We start from the raw sequence: 17310 nt of genomic DNA, 5'->3' as shown, positions 1-17310 counted from the left end.
TGAGGTAGCAGAACGGCGTCTATGAAAGTCTGATGACGGAAGTTTCATCATCTACACTCCGAAAAGCGTTTAAACACCTGAACTTATCCAAAATTTCCGGCTCTCATGCCGGTAGCCATTGGTCGTGGCCGCCTGATAAGCTCGCGGCTTTACTCGATTGCCCTTTAGGCGCATGAACAAGGAAATAGCATGAAACAGCATCGGTTGGCGGCGGCGGTGGCCCTGGTTAGCCTGGTACTTGCGGGTTGCGACTCGCAGACCAGCGTAGAGCTGAAAACCCCGGCGCAAAAGGCTTCCTACGGCATTGGCCTGAATATGGGCAAGAGCCTGGCTCAGGAAGGCATGGATGACCTGGATTCCAAAGCCGTAGCCCAGGGCATCGAAGATGCCGTCGGCAAGAAAGAACAGAAACTGAAAGATGAAGAGCTGGTTGAAGCCTTCGCAGCGCTGCAAAAGCGTGCCGAAGAACGTATGGCCAAGATGAGCGAAGAGTCGGCAGCCGCCGGCAAAAAATTCCTCGAAGAAAACGCCAAGAAAGCCGGCGTCGTGACCACCGCTTCGGGCTTGCAGTACGAAGTCGTCAAGAAAGCCGATGGCGCTCAGCCAAAGCCGACTGATGTAGTGACTGTCCACTACACCGGCAAGCTGACCAACGGCACCGTTTTCGACAGCTCCGTCGAGCGCGGCAGCCCGATCGATCTGCCGGTTAGCGGCGTGATTCCGGGTTGGGTTGAAGGCTTGCAACTGATGCACGTCGGTGAGAAGTACAAGCTGTACATTCCTAGCGAACTGGCTTACGGCGCACAAAGCCCAAGCCCGGCGATTCCGGCCAACTCGGTGCTGGTGTTCGACCTGGAACTGCTGGGGATCAAGGATCCAGCAAAAGAAGACGCTGCCAAGTAATCAGCGTCCGCTCTAACAACAACGCCTCGCTAATGCGGGGCGTTGTTGCATCTGGTGTGTGGCGCGGGTAAACAAAGCGAACAGATGCAGCAGGCTGGAGTCATAGACATTGTCGGAGCGGCGTTAACCTCGCCAGATCGCCAAGTCAATGAAATATTGGGTTTTTTTAGATGGGTAAAAAACGCCCGATCTGAGTTCGGCCCTTATGAAACGGGGCTTTCAGCCACGAAAAGCGGCTCTGTTCACAAGGTTATCCACAATTTGTGTGGATAACATTTACATGGGAGGCGTGATGAAATCACCCTGGAATTTTGCTCGTTTCCTGCCATTGGCCGGACGACTGCTTGCTCGTGGTCGTTTGCCGACCTTGCTGTTCGCGGTGGCTAGCAAAGGTGCCAGTCAAGGCAATCGGCTGGGCAAACTCAAGGATGATCTGGGCCTGTTGCAGGCACTATGCCTGGCTTATTGGCGCGGTGAATATCGGGCTATCAGCCCTAAAGCGCTGGTGTCGGTCGTGGCGGGCCTGATGTATTTTCTCAGCCCGGTGGACGCGATTCCGGATTTCATTCCGGTATTCGGCATGCTGGATGACATCGCTGTACTGGCCTGGTTGATGAAAGTCCTCGATGACGAACTCAATGCTTTTCGCGAATGGCGTAAACGTCAAATGCCAGAGAAGCTTGCCGTGGTCGAACGCCTGCCCGACACCCCTGAACAACTTCAGCTTCAGGGGCCGAAAAAGAACTGAACTGATTCAATCTCAGCCACAGATAGATACCCCCCGCGACCTTGGCCGCTGTTAGGATTACACTTCTAGGGAAAAGTGCCGACTCGCTAAGTGTTGTTGTCCTACGGGGTAGTCATGGATATTCAGATAATTACACGCGAAGGCGAGCCCGAATATGCGGTTCTGCCGTGGGCTCAGTATCAGGCTCTACTGAAAGCAGCAGGCATTAACGAAGCACCGTCGCGTCCGGCCGCAGCGCCGCTTGCGACAACCCAGGACCCGATTCTTCCAGGTCTTGATCAACTACGCAGTTTGCGCGAAGGGAAGGGCATCGCCATCGAGGCGCTGGCCCGCACGGTAGGCATCAGCCCGTCTTATCTGGCCATGATCGAAAGTGGCGAGCGTCTGCCCGACGCGGCCATCCGCCGAAGCCTGGCCTGGGAATTGACGGTGCCAGGGTGGAGGGATGAATCGTGAGCGTACGCATCAGTCGTCAACATTGGGACGGATTGCTGGGCGAGCTGGATCAGGCGCGCCGTCAGCGTCATCTATTGACCTATCGGGCATTGCTGGAGCGTTTGCAGCTTCCAACGCCCGCCATGCAAACCCTGACTGCCGCGCTCGAGCATCTGGCGGCACTGGATGCCAAAGCCGAACAACCGCTGCGCAGTTCGCTGGTGATCAGCCAGGGCGCCAGCCGCCTGCCACGTACCGGTTTCTTTGAATGCGTCGAGCGCCTCGGGCGATTTTCCGGGCCGTCCGATGGCGTCGCGGCCGCGTCCTGGCATGCCTCGGAAGTGGTGCGCGTGTTCGAGTACGAGTACCCCGAGTCGGCGGAGGCCTGAGTGTTTTTCCGACTCAAGGCGCAGGTCAGTTACTGGCTGGCACGCCGGCTTTTTCACTGGCAATGGTTCGTGCGACAGCCGCGTGGCTGGAGTTGGCTCGAAGGCCAGTTCGCCCGTATGGCTAACCTGGGCGATGTCGACGCTCAGAGCTTCTATGGCCACATCCTGACCTTTCGCGGCGTCGGTCTGGGCGCTCGCGAAGAGGGCATTCGCTTGCTGCGCCTGGCGGCATTGGCGGGTGATGGCAAAGCGGCGTATCAGGTCGGGGTGATCAGCCTCGCCGGGACGCCGAGCAAGGCGCCGGACCCGGCTGAAGCGGCGCGATTCTGGAGCATTGCAGCGAAGGCCGGGCATCCGCTGGCCGAACTCAAGCTCAAAGAGCTGGCGGCTCGAGATGACGGGCTATAGTCCAAAATCGTGTTGTTCCGGCGGGCGGCATCGCGAGCAAGCTCGCTCCCACAGTGGATTTATTGAAGACGCACAATTCGTGTGATTCAGCATTCCCCTGTGGGACACGATGGCGTCAGACCCTTCATCGATGCCCGGCAAGCAGCACATCCTCTTTCTCCGACACCGCCAGGCTGTCGATTAAATGCACGCTGTACCCCTGCACATTCTTCGCGTGGTGTTTAGCCTGTGACGCCATCTCGGCCAATTGGCTGGCATCGAGTTGGCCGCAAACCTGTGGATGCAAATGCACCACGCCGATGGACAGGGACAGCAAGGGGAACTCCTGGCGCAGGCCTTGGCGATTGGGCGCGATAAAGCAGCCGGCTTCGAGGTGTTCGCTGCGATAGAAGCGTCGGCACTGGCTCTGGAAGTCCTCCAGTAACTGATTCAAACGCTTGCGCCAGTCTTCCGGGCCGAGCACCAGCAGGAAGTCGTCGCCGCCGATATGGCCGACGAAGTCGCGGGATGGGTCGACGCGGTCGTTCAGGCATTGCGCCAGGCATAACAGGACTTCATCACCACGGCCGTAACCATAGATATCGTTGAAGGGCTTGAAGCTGTCGATGTCGACGTAGCAGATCATCGATTCCCGTTGCTGTTGCAGCAGCCGCGTCAGGCATTGCTGGATCGGCACATTGCCTGGCAGCAGGGTCAGGGGATTGGCGTAGCGCGCTTGCTGGATTTTCAGTTCGGTAATCAGTTTTAGTACGTCGATCACCCGGCCCAGGCCCAGGTAGCCGCCGTTGAGGGTGATGATGAAGTCTTCTTCGATGCGTTGGCGGGCGCGGCTGGTGATCAGGCGGCTGACCTGTTGCAGTGACTGGCTCACCTCGACGGCGAGGAAGTCATCGTTCATCAGGCGGCTGATGGGTTTGCGGGCGAACAGATCGGTGGCAAACGGCTTGAGCAGGGCGTCGGAGAGTGAATGGCGGTGGACGATGCCACACGGTTGGCCGTGCTCATCCAGTACCGCCAGCGAATTCAGATTGGCCTGGCGGCGGAAGGCTTCCAGTACCGTGGCCGTCGGTGTGTCGCGCGTCACCGCCGGTTGGTCGTTGAGCAGGGCGCTGAGGTCGCTGCCGTCGTCGTTCAACACCACGGCGGTGTTGTCCTGCCGCGGCATCAAGGGGCGGGCATCCCGGGGCGGATGCTCTTGCGGTCGACAGAGCAAATAGCCCTGGACCAGGTCGACCCCCATTTCCGTCAGCACCGCGAGCTCTTCCGGCAACTCGATGCCTTCGGCGATCACCTGTGCGCGTGAGGCTTTGGCGATTTGCAGGATCGAGCCGACGAATTCGCGCTTGAGGGCGTCCTGGTGTATGCCATCGATGAAGTGCCGGTCGATCTTCACATAGTCCGGCCGTAACTCGGACCACAGACGCAAACTCGAATAGCCGGCACCCAAGTCATCCAGGGCAATGGAAAAACCCATCGCCCGATAGTGATGCAGGGCGGTTTGCAGCAACTCGAAATCGTCGGTGGGAGTCTGTTCGGTGAGTTCGATCACGACCTGGCTCGGCGGGATGCCGAAATCGTCCAGCAGTTGCAGGGTGCGGCCGGGTTGGTGCGCGGCTTCGAGCAGGGATTCCGGGGACACGTTGAGGAACAGCTTGCCGGGCAGTTGCTGTTCATTGAAGCGTCGACAGGCGCTTTCACGGCAGGCGATTTCCAGTTCGCTCAAGCGTCCGGCCTGGCGGGCGACGGCAAACAATGCAATAGGGGAGTGCAGCGGGCTGTTGGACGGGCCCCGACTGAGGGCTTCGTAGCCCAGAATCCGTCGTTCAGAAAGGCAAATGATCGGCTGGAACAGACTGTGCAAACCGCTTTGAGTCAGGATTGAACTCAACGCACTCAGCTGTTCTGTTGTGGTCATGGCGATCTCTGGCGATAAAAAAAGGACCGGGCGGGCTCTTGGTAAGAGAGCACGCCCGGTCCTTATTTCACGACAGAATGATGACTGTTTGATGACGCTCCGCAGAGCATCAGCATTAAATTGCCATCATCTTAGTGCTTGGCTACCGCGGTGTTGAGCTTGAGGTAGTCCAACAGAATGCGCCCGGTCTCGCTCAGGTAGGCGTCGTCTTCTGGCTTGGTCTTGTCCGGCTCGGCCGCGATGGCGTCTTCGTCTTCTTTCTTCAGCTCTTTGAGCGGCTCTTCGCCCTTGGCCTTGCGACGGATATTCTCCATGGCCAGTTGCTTGGCTTCGATGTCGGTGTGCTGGGCGCGACGGTCGGCTTCATTGAGGCTGACGGTTTTTTCTGCCATCAGTTTCTGCGCCAGGGCCAGCTTGTCGCGAATGAACACGAACTCTGCGTCCTTGGCCGTGCGCACGTCATGCTCGGATTTGAGCTGGCTGATATACGGTTTGAACGGGTCGACCGAAGGCCTGATCGCGGCTTTGATGGTGTCCCACGGCATGGCTTCCGGCAGGGCGCTCTCGCCGATTTCCTTGGTGTCGATGATCGACGGGTAATCGATGTCCGGCAATACACCCTGATGCTGGGTGCTCTGGCCGGAAACCCGGTAGAACTTGGCCAGGGTCAGCTTCAGTTCGCCATGGTTCAGCGGCTGGATGGTCTGTACGGTGCCTTTGCCGAAGGTCTGGCCGCCGATGATCAGGGCGCGGTGGTAGTCCTGCATGGCTCCGGCGAAAATCTCCGAGGCCGAAGCGGACAGGCGGTTGACCAGCAACGCCATCGGACCTTTGTAGAACGCCCCCGGGTTTTCATCTTCCAGGACGTCGACGCGGCCATCGGCGTTGCGCACCAGCACGGTCGGACCTTTGTCGATGAACAGGCTGGTCAGCTCGGTGGCTTCCTGCAGGGAGCCGCCGCCGTTGTTGCGCAGGTCGATGACCACACCGTCGACCTTGTCTTTCTGCAACTCGGTCAGCAGTTTCTTGACGTCCCGGGTGGTGCTCTTGTAATCCGGATCACCGGCACGGAATGCCTTGAAGTCCAGGTAGAACGCCGGAATCTCGATAACGCCGAGCTTGTAGTCCTTGCCATCCTGTTTCAGGTTGAGGACCGATTTTTTCACCGCCTGATCTTCCAGCTTCACCGCTTCGCGAGTGATCGGCACGATCTTGCTGGTCTGGTCGTTCGGCGCATTGTTGGCCGGAATCACTTCCAGGCGCACCACGGTGCCTTTCGGGCCGCGGATCAGTTTGACCACTTCGTCCAGGCGCCAGCCGACCACGTCGACCATCTCTTTGTTGCCCTGTGCAACGCCGATGATCTTGTCCGCCGGTGCAACCTGTTTGGTCTTGTCCGCCGGCCCTGCCGGCACCAGGCGCACGATCTTCACTTGATCGTTATCGCTCTGCAACACAGCGCCGATGCCCTCCAGGGACAGGCTCATGTTGATGTCGAAGTTTTCCGCGTTATCCGGCGACAGATAGTTGGTGTGCGGGTCGTAGGACATGGCAAAAGTGTTGATGTAAGCCTGGAAGATGTCTTCCGCACGGGTCTGGTCCAGACGCGCCAACTGGTTCTTGTAGCGCTTGGTCAGGGTTTCCTGGATCTGTTTGGGATCCTTGCCGGCGATCTTCTGCCGCAACACTTCGTCCTTGACGCGCTTGCGCCACAGGTCGTCGAGTTCTGCGGTGGATTTGAGCCAAGGGGCGTCCTTGCGATCGATCAGCAAGGTTTCCTTGGTGGTGAAGTCGATCTTGTCGACGCCCTTGTCCAGCTCTGCCAGGGCAAAATCCAGACGCGATTTGACGCGGTCCAGATAACGCTTGTAGATGGTGAACCCGGCGTTGAGGTCGCCGCTTTTGAGGAAGTCGTCGAACTGGTTCTTCCACTTGTCGAATTCGGCGATGTCGCTGGCCATGAAGTAGCTGCGCGACGGATCCAGCAGTTTGAGGTAGCTGTCGTAGATGATCGCCGAGCGCGCGTCGTCGAGCGGCGGTTTGCTGTAATGGTGACGCTTGAGCAACTCCACGACGTTCAGACTGGCGATGACTTCGTCGCGATCAGGTTGAAGCTTGTCCCAGCTGTTGGCTGCGAAAGAACTGCTCGACATCGGCAACAGGCCGATACCGATGAATAGGGCGAGGGCGGTGCTGGGGAACAAACGCTTCATGTTGATTCGACGCGGGGACAATTGATAACGCATATTAGGCCGTCTTTGAAGTCGCCGGTTCCACAAGGGCCGGTCGCATAATGCAAAAAGCCCGGTGCTACAGCTACGGGCTCAGTCCAGACTCACTATGGAGGCACTGTGAAAGCATTGCAAGGCGTTGAAGGTCAAGTGGAGTGGGTAGAAGAGCCGAGTCCGGCATGTGATGTGGGACAAGTTCGCATTCGAGTCGCTGCGGCAGGTCTCAATCGCGCCGATTTGTTGCAGAAAGCGGGCTTGTATCCGCCGCCACCGGGGGCCAGCCAGGTGCTCGGTCTAGAGTGTTCGGGGGTGATCAGCGAGGTCGGGCCGGGTTCGTCCTGGCAACTGGGGGACAGGGTCTGCGCCTTGCTGGCCGGGGGCGGCATGGCCGAAGAGGTGGTTGTCGACGGACGGCATGTGTTGCCGGTTCCCGACGGAGTGTCGTTGGCTGAAGCAGCCGCGTTGCCGGAAGTGTATGCGACCGTTTGGTTGAACCTGTTTCAACTCGCCGGGCTCAAGCCGGGTGAAAAAGTGCTGTTGCACGCTGGAGCAAGTGGAATTGGTTCAGCTGCCATTCAGTTGTGCAAAGCCTTTGGTAACCCGTGCTGGGTCAGCGTGGGCTCCGCCGAACGCCTGGCCTATTGCGAGGCGCTCGGTGCCCAGGGTGGCGTGGTGCGCAGCACCGACCTGGAGAGCTTGCGCGACCTGGGGCCGTTCGATGTCATCCTCGACCCGGTGGGCGGCAACTATTCGGCGTTGAACCTCAAACTGTTGGCGCAGGATGGGCGCTGGGTGTTGATTGGCCTGATGGGCGGTCGCGAGGCGAAGCTGGATCTGGCTCAGGTGCTGTCCAAGCGCGTGCAGTTGCTGGGATCGACCCTGCGCAGTCGCGACGATCAGTTCAAGGCCGATCTGCTCAGCGACTTGAGCCAGCATGTGTGGCCGCTGTTTGCTGAAGGACGCTTGAGTCCGCAGTTGGCCAAGACTTTTGCGATCAAGGACGCGGAAGCGGCGTTCGCGGAACTGGCGAGCAACAAGGTGGAAGGGAAGGTGGTGTTGGTGATCGACGAAAGCTTGAACTGAATCCTGTGGAAGAGTGGCTTGCCCGCGATGAACGATGGCGCGGTTTGACAGAGACACCGCGTCGCCTGAAACGCGGGCAAGCCACGCTCCCATAGGGGAGTCGTTGTCATTTCCAGAGATGGATCGGCCAGCCCGCTTTCTTTGCGTGCTCGAGGAGCACCGGATCCGGATTGACCGCATGCGGGAAATCCACCTTCAACAGCAACGGCAAATCGTTGCGTGAGTCGGAATAGAAACTCGCGCCTTCGAGGTTTTCCTCTTCAGCATCCAGCCATTCCAGAAGCCGGGTGATCTTGCCTTCGCGGTAGGTCAGGGTGCCCACGGTTTTGCCGGAGTAAACCCCGTGCGCTACATCCAGTTCGATGCCGAGTATTTCGTCGATGCCCAGGCGTTCGGCGATCGGTCGCACCAGGTGGGTGCCCGAGGCGGAAATCACCAGAATGCGATCGCCGAGCTTGCGGTGCTCGGCGATGACCCGGGTGGCGCCGCTGAAGATGATCGGTTCGATGACGTCTTCGACCCATGGACCGACCAGGTGCTCGATCTCCTCCGGCGTGCGGCCGACCAACGGCTCAAGGCTGAAGGCCATGTAGTCTTCCATTGCCAGGTGGCCGCGGCCGTAGGCGTCCATCAATTCCTTGTCTCGACGCAGGAAGGATTCACCGTCGACCCAGCCGAGGCGGACCATTTGTTCACTCCACAGCGAGGCGCAGTCGCCGTGGATCAGGGTTTCGTCCAGATCAAAAATTGCCAGGGCCATCGGGTTCTCTCTGGGAACAGCTCAAGCTTAAAGCTACAAGCTGCAAGAAGTGGATTTGGGGGGCTTCAGTCTACAACTTGAAGCTAGCAGCTTGAAGCTTGGCGCTGCCTTCAAGCTACCTCACACAGCGCCGTCGGATCGATGGAAAGCGCCAGACGCTGACCATCGGGATGCAAATCGGACGCCGAACGGTTGAGCACATCCACCACCAACTCCACACCCCGGGCTTCGATCCTGTAGCGGATCACGTTGCCCAGCAGGCTGTGGCTGCGTACCTGTGCGTCCAGCTCGCCATTGAGGCTAAGCTCGATGGCCTCCGGGCGAATCGCGATGCGATGGCTGATTGGCCGCTGCAGCAGCTTCGAGGCCGCATCGGCGTCCAGCAGGTTGTAGTTGCCGATGAACCCGGCCGCGAATACATCCACCGGTGCGGTGTACAGGGTTTCGGCGTCGCCACTCTGTACGATTTTTCCCTGATTCATCAGGAAAATACGGTCGGACATGGTCAGGGCTTCTTCCTGATCGTGGGTGACGAAGATCGTGGTCAGGCCCAATTCACGCTGGATCTGACGGATCTGTTCGCGCAAGTGCTTGCGTATTCGCGCATCGAGGGCCGACAGCGGTTCATCCAGCAGCAACAGGCGTGGTCGCGTGACCAGCGAGCGGGCGAGGGCCACGCGCTGGCATTGGCCACCCGACAGTTGATGCGGGTAGCGCGAGGCAAAGTCGTTCAGCTCGACCAGTTTCAGCACTTCGGCGACGCGTTTCTGGCTATCGTCGGCGTTGACCTTTTGCATGCGCAGACCGAAGGCGACGTTCTGCTCGACGGTCATGTTTGGGAACAGGGCGTAGCTTTGGAACACCATGCCGATTCCACGCTTTTGCGGGCTCAATGGCACGATATCGACACCATCGAGCAGGATCTTGCCACCATCTACCGACGTCAGGCCGGCGATGCAGCGCAACAGCGTCGACTTGCCGCAACCGGAGGGGCCGAGCAGGGTGACGAACTCGCCTTTCTGGATTTCGCAGTTGATGTCGCTGAACACCGTGGTGCCCGCGTAGTTTTTCTGAAGGTGTTGGACGCTGACATAGCTCATTCGCTTTTGTCCTTGTTCAAGATATTGGCCGCCCAGGTCAGAACCAGTACGAAGAAGAAGTAGGAGATCACCAGCGCACTGGTGAAGTGGCCGCTACTGTTACGCATGTTGTTGAGGTACACCTGCAGGGTTTCGTAGCGGGTACCGACGAGGATGTTGGCGAACACAAACTCACCGAACAGGAACGAGAACGACAGCAGCAACGCCACCATCAAGCCCTTGCGCAGGTTCGGCAGCACCACCAGGAACGCTGCTTGAAAGGTGCTGGCACCGAGCAGTTGAGCGGCGTCCATCAGGTCGCGCAGGTTGATCGCTTGCAGGTTATTGGTAATCGCCCGGTACATGAACGGCAACGCCACGGTGAAGTAGCAACCGATCAGAATCCAGGGCGTGCCGACCATCGCAAACGGCCCGGACCCATAGAGCTGCAGCAGTCCGACCGATGACACCACCGGCGGCACCGCGAAGGGCAGCAGGATCAGGATGTTCATCAGCGCGTCGAGTTTCGGGAAGTGGTAATGCACCACGAACAGCAGCGGCAGAATCAGCACCACCGACAGGATCAGCGCGCCGACGCAGACCAGCAGTGACTGACCGAAGGCGTGCAGGAAACGTGGATCGCTCCACAACTGCACGTACCATTTAAGGGTGAACCCGCTGGGCAAGATGGTCGCCGACCAACTGCTGGCTATCGAATAGACAAGCGTGCCGAGCAGCGGCAGCAGCAGGATGGCGAACAACAGGTAAACCACCACCCGATGGTAAATGCCGACGGGGCCCAATTCAGCGCGAGACATGGTAGCTCCTCTTCAACAGCAGCTGATGCACGATGGTCACCAGGGTCATCAAGGCCACCAACACCACGGCCAGGGCACTGGCCAGGTTCGGATCGAGGGAAATGTCCCCCGAGACCATCGCCGCGATACGGATCGGCAACACGTTGAAGTTGCCGGTGGTCAGGGCGTACACCGTGGCATAGGCGCCGAGGGCGTTGGCCAGCAGGATGACGAAGGTGCCGAGCAGCGCCGGGGTCAGCACTGGCAAGCCGATGTGGCGCCAGAACTGCCAGCCGTTCGCCCCGAGCAGCTCAGCGGACTCACGCCAGTCTTCGCGCAGGGCATCGAAGGCGGGGTAGAGCAGCAGCACGCCAAGGGGAATCTGGAAGTAGGTGTAGAGGATGATCAGCCCGGTTTTCGAATACAGGTTGAAATCCTGAATGATTCCCGCCTGCTTGAGCATGATGGTGAAGCTGCCGTTGAAGCCCAGCAGGATGATGAACGCGAAGGCCAATGGCACGCCGGCGAAGTTGCTGGTCATGTTGGCGAAGGCGTTGACGAAGTTGCGCAGTTTCGAATCGACCCTGCGCAGCGAATAAGCGCCGAGCACCGCGATGATGATGCCGAATACGCTGGACCAGAAGCTGATCTCGAGGCTGTACTGGATCGCCTGCAGGTAAAACTTCGAGCTGAAGATCCTGGTGAAGTTGGCCAGGCCCCATCCGGACTCTTCCGATTCCAGGCTGTTGATCATCACCCATGCCAGCGGGGCGATTTCGAACACGATAAAGAACAGTGCGAAGGGCACCAGGCACAAGGCTGCCAGCCATTTGCCGCGAGTCATGGCGTTCACTTGAGCAACTCCCGGCACACAGGTTTGTCATGGGGCACGCCCAGCAGCTCGCAGACCGTGCCGCAAATGTCCGTCTGTTTCGGCGCCGCGTCGGCATTAAAGCTGAAGGCATCGCCAAGCACGAACAGCGGCACTTCGCGTTCTTCGGGCAACAGGCCGTTATGGGATCGGTCGTTATTCATGCCGTGGTCCGCCGTCACCAGTACCTGATATCCGGCGTCGAGCCAGCCTTGCAGGTAGTCGGCGATGATGATGTCGGCCGAACGGGCGCTGTTGCGGTACTGCGGGGTGTCGAGACCGTGCTTGTGCCCGGCATCGTCGATGTTCATGGGGTGGATCAGCAAAAAATTCGGTGCGTGGCGCAGGCGCAGGTTTTCCGCATCGGCGAACAGGTGCGAGTCGGGGTAGTGATCGTTCCAGTAGAAGTGGCCGTGCTGGATCGGCAGGTCCGGGTCGTCGGTATGACGATCCCGGGCAGGTACGAACGGGGAACGGTTATACAGTTCGCTGACCCAGTGATAGGCCGCCGCAGCGGTTTTCAGGCCGGCATCTCTGGCGTAGTGGTAGATGCTGCGCTGGCTGGACAGGCGCGAGACGTTGTTGTGAACGATGCCGCTGTCGATCGGCGTGACGCCGGTCAGGATGCATTCGTAAAGCGGTCGGGACAGCGCCGGCAGCTCGCACTCCAGTTTGTAGAGCGCTGCGCGTCCTGCGCCGACGTAGGCCTGCAGGTGCCCCATGGCATGCCGGGCAACCTCGTAGCTCAGGCCGTCGAGCACGACAAGGATGACGTTGTGCTTCATAGGGGCGATGACTCCGTGAAACGGGATATCGGAACTCACTTGGTCCACTGTGGGAGCGAGCTCCCACAGGGATTTCCATTGGCCCGTCAGTTGGCGGGCTACAGCATCACTTCATTTCGACAATGACTTCTTCGTTCCACTTCTGCGGCAGTGCCTTGGAAGTCTTCTCCCACGCATCCGCGTCCTTGATCGGCGTGACGTTTTTGTACTGCTCGTTAGGCAGCAGCTTGGCCTTCACGTCTTCCGGCAGTTTCACGTGTTCGGCACGGATCGGACGGGCGTTGCCGCGCGCCAGGTTGGTTTGGCCGGCGTCGCTGAAGATGTATTCGCGGGTCAGCTTGGCGGCGTTCGGGTTCTTGGCGTATTTGTTGATGATGGTGGTGTAGCCGGAAATCACCGAGCCATCGGACGGGATCAACACCTCGTAGTCATCCGGATTGGCCATCTTCGCTTTGTAGCTCAGGCCGTTGAAGTCCCAGACCACGCCGACTTCGATTTCGCCTTTTTCCATGGTCGCGATGGTCGGGTTAGCCATCGACAGGCGACCCTGTTTGGCGATATCGGCAAACATCAGCAGGGCAGGTTGCAGGTTTTTCTCGTCACCACCATTGGCCAGTGCGGCGGCCAGAACGCCGTTGGCGGCCTGTGCGGCGGTGCTCACGTCACCGATTGAGACCTTGTATTTGCCATCCTTGAGGTCGGACCACTTGGTCGGTACATCGGAACCGTGCAGCAGTTTCTTGTTGACGATAAAAGCGATGGAACCGGTGTAGGCCAGTGCCCAGTTGCCGTCCTTGTCCTTGGCCCAGTCCGGAACCTGATCCCAGGTCGTCGGTTTGTAAGGTTGCACCACGCCTTGCTTGACCGCGATCGGGCCGAAGGCAGCACCGACGTCGCCGATGTCGGCGCTGGCGTTGTCTTTTTCAGCAGCGAACTTGGCGATTTCCTGTGCCGAGCTCATGTCGGTGTCGATGTGTTTGAGGCCATAAGTCTTGGCCAGGTCGGCCCAGGTGCCTTTCCAGTTGGCCCAGTCATCGGGCATGCCGACGCTATTCACTGCGCCTTCCGCTTTCGCAGCGGCTTCAAGGGTTTTCAAATCATCAGCCGCCATGGCGGCGGTGCACATGGCAATGGTCGAGCCTAACAGTGATGCCAGGAAAAGCTGTTTCATTCCGAAGCTCCTATGGGCGTTTTCAACGCTGCGATTGCGATTGTTTTGGTCTAGGTCAGCAATACCTGAGCCAATTTAAGCGGGCTCGATGACACTTTGATGTCGCTCGTCGCCCTGCAAGACTTTTATTCGCACGGTATTGGAGGGTGCCCGGTAAGCGTAGACCATGGGCAAGGGCCCGCTACACAGGGGACTTGGCCGGTGAATTGCAGGTTTCCAATCGACCCTTGGCTCACGTTTGAGATGACCGTTCGGTAGGTTGTCATCTCTCAGTCATCTGCACTGCCTACGCTTGCAGGACGTTGATTGAACCGATTTGTCGTGCGGTTCCGCCCCGAAACAGTGCTGGTCTAGTCCAGATAGGTAACATTGATGCGCGACGAGGCAACAAAAGCGGTGACAGCCATTGGCCAGGTGCTTCAGGAGCAGCTCGACCACGGGCTATTGGCTCCAGGCAGCAAATTGCCGGCCGAGCGAAAACTCAGTGAGTTGTTCGGCACCACGCGGATCACCGTGCGTGAGGCCTTGTTGCAACTGGAAGCCCAGGGGCAGATCTACCGCGAAGAGCGACGGGGCTGGTTCGTCTCGCCGCCGCGTCTGGCCTACAACCTGATGCAGCGCAGTCACTTTCACGCGATGGTCAGCGCCCAGGGGCGGGTGCCGTCTACCGAAGTGATTTCGGCGCGATTGCAGCCGGCATCCGCGGCGGTCTGCGCCTGGTTGCAACTGCCGGCATTGTCGAGCGTGATTCAGATTTGTCGCTCACGGCGTATCGATGGGCGGCTGGTGTTGTACGTGGAGCACTACCTCAATCCGCAGTATTTTCCGGGGATTCTGGCGTTCGATCTGAATCAGTCGATCACCGAGCTGTACGCGCGACACTACGATTTGCACTATGGCCGGGTGCGCTTCGAGATTGTGCCGACCGCGTTGTCGGCCGATGCGGCGGCGGCTTTGCGCGTTTCGGTGGGCAGCCCGGGCTTGCGCATCGCCCGGGTCAATTACGATCAGCATGAACGCTTGATCGACTGCGATCTGGAGTTCTGGCGACATGATGCGATTCATGTCGGGGTGGATGTGGTCTAAGGGTAGCCTCGAGCTGCAAGGTTAAAGCGACAAGCCCTGGACCGGCCGCGTTCATTCCTTTTGTGGTCCACCACCGGCCGTGATGACCTGCACGCTCATCCGCGGGGTGGCCAGATCCATCCCGGCTTCATCCAGATGCCGTTTCAGCAACAGATTGAATGCCCGGGACACTTCCCATTGTTTGATCGGCGCGGTCTTGAAGCGGGCGCGCAGAATCGCGTTGCCGGACTCGAAGCTTTCCACACCCTGAATCTCCAGCGGCGACCAGATGTCGCGCCGTTGCAGCGGATCGGTGCGCATTTTCTGGCCGACCTCGCGCATCAGTTTGATCGCGTTGTCGATATCCATGCTCGCAGGCACCGCGACCCGGAAGATCGCGTAGCCGAATTCCCGTGAATAGTTTTTGATGCTTTTGATTTCGCTGAACGGAATGGTGTGGACGATGCCGTCGATATCCCGCAGGCGCACGGTACGAATGGTCAGGCCTTCGACCGTCCCCATGTGGCCGCCGACGTCGACGTAGTCATCGATGGCCAGGGAGTCTTCAATGATGATGAACAGCCCGGTGATCAGGTCGGCCACCAGCGACTGGGCACCGAAACCGATCGCCAGGCCGATCACGCCGGCACCGGCCAGCAGCGGCGTGACATTCATGCCCATGTTCGCCAGGGCGACGATCAGCGCGATGATGAAGATTGCCACGAACAGCACGTTTCGAATCAGCGGCATCATCGTTTGCGCACGGGCATTGGCCAGGCCTTTGCGCGAGCGGGTGAGGGCGTGATGCACGGCGGTATCGCTGAGAATCCAGATCAGCCAGGCAAAGATCAGCGTGCCACCGAGGCTGAACAGTTTGACGCTGATCTCATGGCCTTCGCCTTCAGTGAAGCGGATCAGCGACATGCCCCAGACCCGCAGGCCGAGTTCGATGAACGCCAGCCACACCAACAGGTGGGTGAGGGTGTAGAAAAAGCTGTTCAGGCGTTCCGAGTACAGTGCGTGGCGCTTCACGCCGCGTTGCGGCTTGAGGGCATGGCGGCGCACCAGCCCGTTGATCACCATGCACAGCACCAGCAGCACGGTGCAGATCAGCGACTGACGCAGTGCGGTGCTGGTATCGCCAGCCGAGACAAAGGTGGCGAACAGGGAAATCCCGACCAGCACCAGTGCCGGCACGTACCAGAAGGTGCCAAGAATTTCGATGGTATCGCTAAGGGCGCGGCGGGTCAGGCGCCGGGACAGCGGCTGATTGCGGATCAAGTGGGCAATCGGCCGACGGAATCGCAAGATAAACAAGCCGGTGGACAGCGCGGCCAATACATTGGCCGACGTCGCGGCGGTGTGCGCCAAATGTCTGCCAAGGCTGTCGCTCAGTCGTGGGTCGTTCAGCGCTTCACCGAATGCGGCGAAGCTGCCGATCAGCCACAACGGCCGAAAGGCCTGATGCCGAAGGATGTACAAGGCGCGGTGGCGGTGCGGACCTTCGAGCAAGGAAAAGGCGATCACGCAGATCGCGGAAAAACAGGTGCCGACCACCAGCGCATAGGCCAGCACCATGGCCAGGCTTTTGCCCAACGACGAGGGTAGCGCGTAGCTCATGTACACCGTGATGACCAAGGCAATCAGCCAGGGGCCGAGTTTTCGCAACGCGAAACGCAGCATGTCCAGGGCCTTGGGGTGTTGCGGCAGTTCTTCGGTGAGGCCGAAGCGCATGCGCACCCGATGGCTGATCCAGATCAGCGCTGCCGCCAGCAGGCTCCAGACCATCAGGATCATGGCGAAGGCGAAAGCGATGGGTAGCCATTCATTGGCCGGCAGCGCCAGTGCCATCAGTTCGTCCGTGGCCAGGTCGAACTCGTTGGACCAACGGGTGATCGGGCTGTCGGCTTCGGAAAACTGTTTTCCGAGACTGGCCAGGGTCCCGCCAATCAGGCCCAGCACGCCCTCTTCGGTGATGGGTTGGGCCTTTTTCGCGGCGTCGCGCAGCTTCTTCAGATCCGCCAGTAGCTGGTTTCGCTGCTGATCGTTCTCCAGTGATTTGATCACTTCGTCCAAGGATTGCCCCAAGGGTTCCTGTGCCTCGGGCTGGGTTTTCGCCGGGCTGAGCAGGCTTGGCAGACCGACCGCCTGGGCAGGCGCCATCGGCAGCAGCGTCATGAGGCAGAGCAGGAACAGGCACGGTAGGGCGAGCAGGCGAGCGAACACTAGGCGGTCAACCTCGGGGTGAGCGGGTCGATCGAGTGTACGAGCCCGCGAAAATCAATGCGAGTCGGGGGGAGGATTTATTCGTTGAGTTTGGCGAGGATCTTGAACACCACGGTGGCGAGGATGGTGAGCATACCGATCCACATGGCGAACACGCCGAGATTCTTGTCGCGAAAATTGAAGCCGACGGCCAGCAGAATCATCCCGGTCAGAATCGGGATCAGCATGGCGTGGAACGAAGAGAGTGAGATCATGGCGACTGCCTTGTCGAAAGCGATGGTTAAAGTTTAGGTGGCTTTTGGTGGGGCGGGATGATGTGTATCAGAAATGAACCACTGCAATCATGAACTTTGCGTTGAATGAGCTGGCGTCATCGCGGGCAAGCCCGCTCCCACAGGTGAATGCGAATCCTGTGGGGGCGGGCTTGCCCGCGACGTTTTCCAG

At 59.3% G+C, this 17310-nt stretch carries 17 protein-coding genes; 7 read left to right on the top strand and 10 right to left on the bottom strand.

What is annotated here, in order from left to right; translation table 11 throughout:
- The first annotated feature begins 189 nt into the window (after positions 1-189).
- From bamJ to BLV61_RS07710, 5 genes are all read left to right on the top strand, one after another.
- A complete protein-coding gene (gene bamJ, locus BLV61_RS07730; protein ID WP_047531749.1) occupies positions 190-903 on the top strand; it encodes a BamJ family beta-barrel-assembly machinery protein in 714 nt (237 codons plus the stop codon).
- Between the two features lie 292 nt (positions 904-1195).
- A complete protein-coding gene (locus BLV61_RS07725) occupies positions 1196-1651 on the top strand; it encodes a YkvA family protein (RefSeq protein ID WP_047531738.1) in 456 nt (151 codons plus the stop codon).
- Positions 1652-1765: 114 nt separating this feature from the next.
- The gene (locus BLV61_RS07720) at positions 1766-2107 is read left to right on the top strand and encodes a helix-turn-helix domain-containing protein (protein ID WP_047531735.1); all 342 of its coding nucleotides are present in this window, start codon (positions 1766-1768) and stop codon (positions 2105-2107) included.
- Complete coding sequence (locus tag BLV61_RS07715; protein WP_003223109.1) at positions 2104-2475, top strand: hypothetical protein; 372 nt, start codon at positions 2104-2106, stop codon at positions 2473-2475. The genes BLV61_RS07720 and BLV61_RS07715 overlap by 4 nt, the downstream gene beginning before the upstream one ends.
- Positions 2476-2883, top strand: a complete 408-nt coding sequence (locus BLV61_RS07710; RefSeq protein WP_047531724.1) for an SEL1-like repeat protein — start codon at positions 2476-2478, stop codon at positions 2881-2883.
- A 124-nt stretch (positions 2884-3007) separates the two neighbouring features.
- Here the strand turns inward: BLV61_RS07710 and BLV61_RS07705 are convergent, their stop codons facing one another.
- Both BLV61_RS07705 and BLV61_RS07700 read right to left on the bottom strand, forming a co-directional pair.
- The gene (locus tag BLV61_RS07705) at positions 3008-4798 is read right to left on the bottom strand and encodes a bifunctional diguanylate cyclase/phosphodiesterase (RefSeq protein WP_047531722.1); all 1791 of its coding nucleotides are present in this window, start codon (positions 4796-4798) and stop codon (positions 3008-3010) included.
- A gap of 131 nt (positions 4799-4929) precedes the next feature.
- Positions 4930-7011, bottom strand: a complete 2082-nt coding sequence (locus tag BLV61_RS07700) for a carboxy terminal-processing peptidase (RefSeq protein ID WP_167361787.1) — start codon at positions 7009-7011, stop codon at positions 4930-4932.
- 138 nt (positions 7012-7149) lie between these two features.
- Here BLV61_RS07700 and BLV61_RS07695 point away from each other — a divergent pair, with 138 nt between their 5' ends.
- A complete protein-coding gene (locus BLV61_RS07695) occupies positions 7150-8112 on the top strand; it encodes a zinc-binding dehydrogenase (RefSeq protein ID WP_090463987.1) in 963 nt (320 codons plus the stop codon).
- Between the two features lie 106 nt (positions 8113-8218).
- On the opposite strand, the gene BLV61_RS07690 is transcribed toward BLV61_RS07695, so the two are convergent.
- The 6 genes from BLV61_RS07690 to BLV61_RS07665 form a co-directional block, all read right to left on the bottom strand.
- A complete protein-coding gene (locus BLV61_RS07690; RefSeq protein WP_090463984.1) occupies positions 8219-8872 on the bottom strand; it encodes an HAD family hydrolase in 654 nt (217 codons plus the stop codon).
- Between the two features lie 110 nt (positions 8873-8982).
- Positions 8983-9972, bottom strand: a complete 990-nt coding sequence (locus BLV61_RS07685; RefSeq protein ID WP_047531715.1) for an ABC transporter ATP-binding protein — start codon at positions 9970-9972, stop codon at positions 8983-8985.
- On the bottom strand, positions 9969-10769 hold the full coding sequence (locus BLV61_RS07680; protein ID WP_047531714.1) for an ABC transporter permease: 801 nt from the start codon (positions 10767-10769) through the stop codon (positions 9969-9971). Before BLV61_RS07680 ends, BLV61_RS07685 begins: the two co-directional genes overlap by 4 nt.
- Complete coding sequence (locus BLV61_RS07675; RefSeq protein WP_161793951.1) at positions 10756-11592, bottom strand: ABC transporter permease; 837 nt, start codon at positions 11590-11592, stop codon at positions 10756-10758. The genes BLV61_RS07680 and BLV61_RS07675 overlap by 14 nt, the downstream gene beginning before the upstream one ends.
- Before the next feature lie 5 nt (positions 11593-11597).
- A complete protein-coding gene (locus BLV61_RS07670; RefSeq protein ID WP_047531711.1) occupies positions 11598-12404 on the bottom strand; it encodes an alkaline phosphatase family protein in 807 nt (268 codons plus the stop codon).
- Between the two features lie 106 nt (positions 12405-12510).
- Positions 12511-13575, bottom strand: coding sequence for an ABC transporter substrate-binding protein (locus BLV61_RS07665; RefSeq protein ID WP_090463981.1), 1065 nt, complete (start codon positions 13573-13575; stop codon positions 12511-12513).
- Between the two features lie 372 nt (positions 13576-13947).
- Here BLV61_RS07665 and BLV61_RS07660 point away from each other — a divergent pair, with 372 nt between their 5' ends.
- Positions 13948-14661 (top strand): UTRA domain-containing protein, encoded by a 714-nt coding sequence (locus BLV61_RS07660; protein WP_047531705.1) that lies wholly within the window; start codon positions 13948-13950, stop codon positions 14659-14661.
- A 51-nt stretch (positions 14662-14712) separates the two neighbouring features.
- On the opposite strand, the gene BLV61_RS07655 is transcribed toward BLV61_RS07660, so the two are convergent.
- The gene (locus tag BLV61_RS07655) at positions 14713-16866 is read right to left on the bottom strand and encodes a mechanosensitive ion channel family protein (RefSeq protein ID WP_090463978.1); all 2154 of its coding nucleotides are present in this window, start codon (positions 16864-16866) and stop codon (positions 14713-14715) included.
- 77 nt (positions 16867-16943) lie between these two features.
- Positions 16944-17120, bottom strand: coding sequence for a hypothetical protein (locus tag BLV61_RS31280; protein ID WP_167361786.1), 177 nt, complete (start codon positions 17118-17120; stop codon positions 16944-16946).
- Between the last annotated feature and the right edge of the window lie 190 nt (positions 17121-17310).

Origin of the sequence: Pseudomonas mohnii (assembly GCF_900105115.1) — a bacterium.
In the GTDB taxonomy this organism is placed as follows: Bacteria; Pseudomonadota; Gammaproteobacteria; order Pseudomonadales; family Pseudomonadaceae; genus Aquipseudomonas; species Aquipseudomonas mohnii.
Note: the sequence above shows the minus strand (reverse complement) of the source record. Positions and strands in the feature narration are given on the sequence as shown.

Excerpts from the sequence above, each read along its gene's own strand:
- bamJ (WP_047531749.1), top strand. The coding sequence starts at position 190 with ATGAAACAGCATCGGTTGGCGGCGGCGGTGGCCCTGGTTAGCCTGGTA.
- BLV61_RS07725 (WP_047531738.1), top strand. The coding sequence starts at position 1,196 with ATGAAATCACCCTGGAATTTTGCTCGTTTCCTGCCATTGGCCGGACGA.
- BLV61_RS07720 (WP_047531735.1), top strand. The coding sequence starts at position 1,766 with ATGGATATTCAGATAATTACACGCGAAGGCGAGCCCGAATATGCGGTT.
- BLV61_RS07705 (WP_047531722.1), bottom strand. The coding sequence starts at position 4,798 with ATGACCACAACAGAACAGCTGAGTGCGTTGAGTTCAATCCTGACTCAA.
- BLV61_RS07700 (WP_167361787.1), bottom strand. The coding sequence starts at position 7,011 with ATGAAGCGTTTGTTCCCCAGCACCGCCCTCGCCCTATTCATCGGTATC.
- BLV61_RS07690 (WP_090463984.1), bottom strand. The coding sequence starts at position 8,872 with ATGGCCCTGGCAATTTTTGATCTGGACGAAACCCTGATCCACGGCGAC.
- BLV61_RS07685 (WP_047531715.1), bottom strand. The coding sequence starts at position 9,972 with ATGAGCTATGTCAGCGTCCAACACCTTCAGAAAAACTACGCGGGCACC.
- BLV61_RS07680 (WP_047531714.1), bottom strand. The coding sequence starts at position 10,769 with ATGTCTCGCGCTGAATTGGGCCCCGTCGGCATTTACCATCGGGTGGTG.
- BLV61_RS07675 (WP_161793951.1), bottom strand. The coding sequence starts at position 11,592 with ATGACTCGCGGCAAATGGCTGGCAGCCTTGTGCCTGGTGCCCTTCGCA.
- BLV61_RS07670 (WP_047531711.1), bottom strand. The coding sequence starts at position 12,404 with ATGAAGCACAACGTCATCCTTGTCGTGCTCGACGGCCTGAGCTACGAG.
- BLV61_RS07665 (WP_090463981.1), bottom strand. The coding sequence starts at position 13,575 with ATGAAACAGCTTTTCCTGGCATCACTGTTAGGCTCGACCATTGCCATG.
- BLV61_RS07660 (WP_047531705.1), top strand. The coding sequence starts at position 13,948 with ATGCGCGACGAGGCAACAAAAGCGGTGACAGCCATTGGCCAGGTGCTT.
- BLV61_RS31280 (WP_167361786.1), bottom strand. The coding sequence starts at position 17,120 with ATGATCTCACTCTCTTCGTTCCACGCCATGCTGATCCCGATTCTGACC.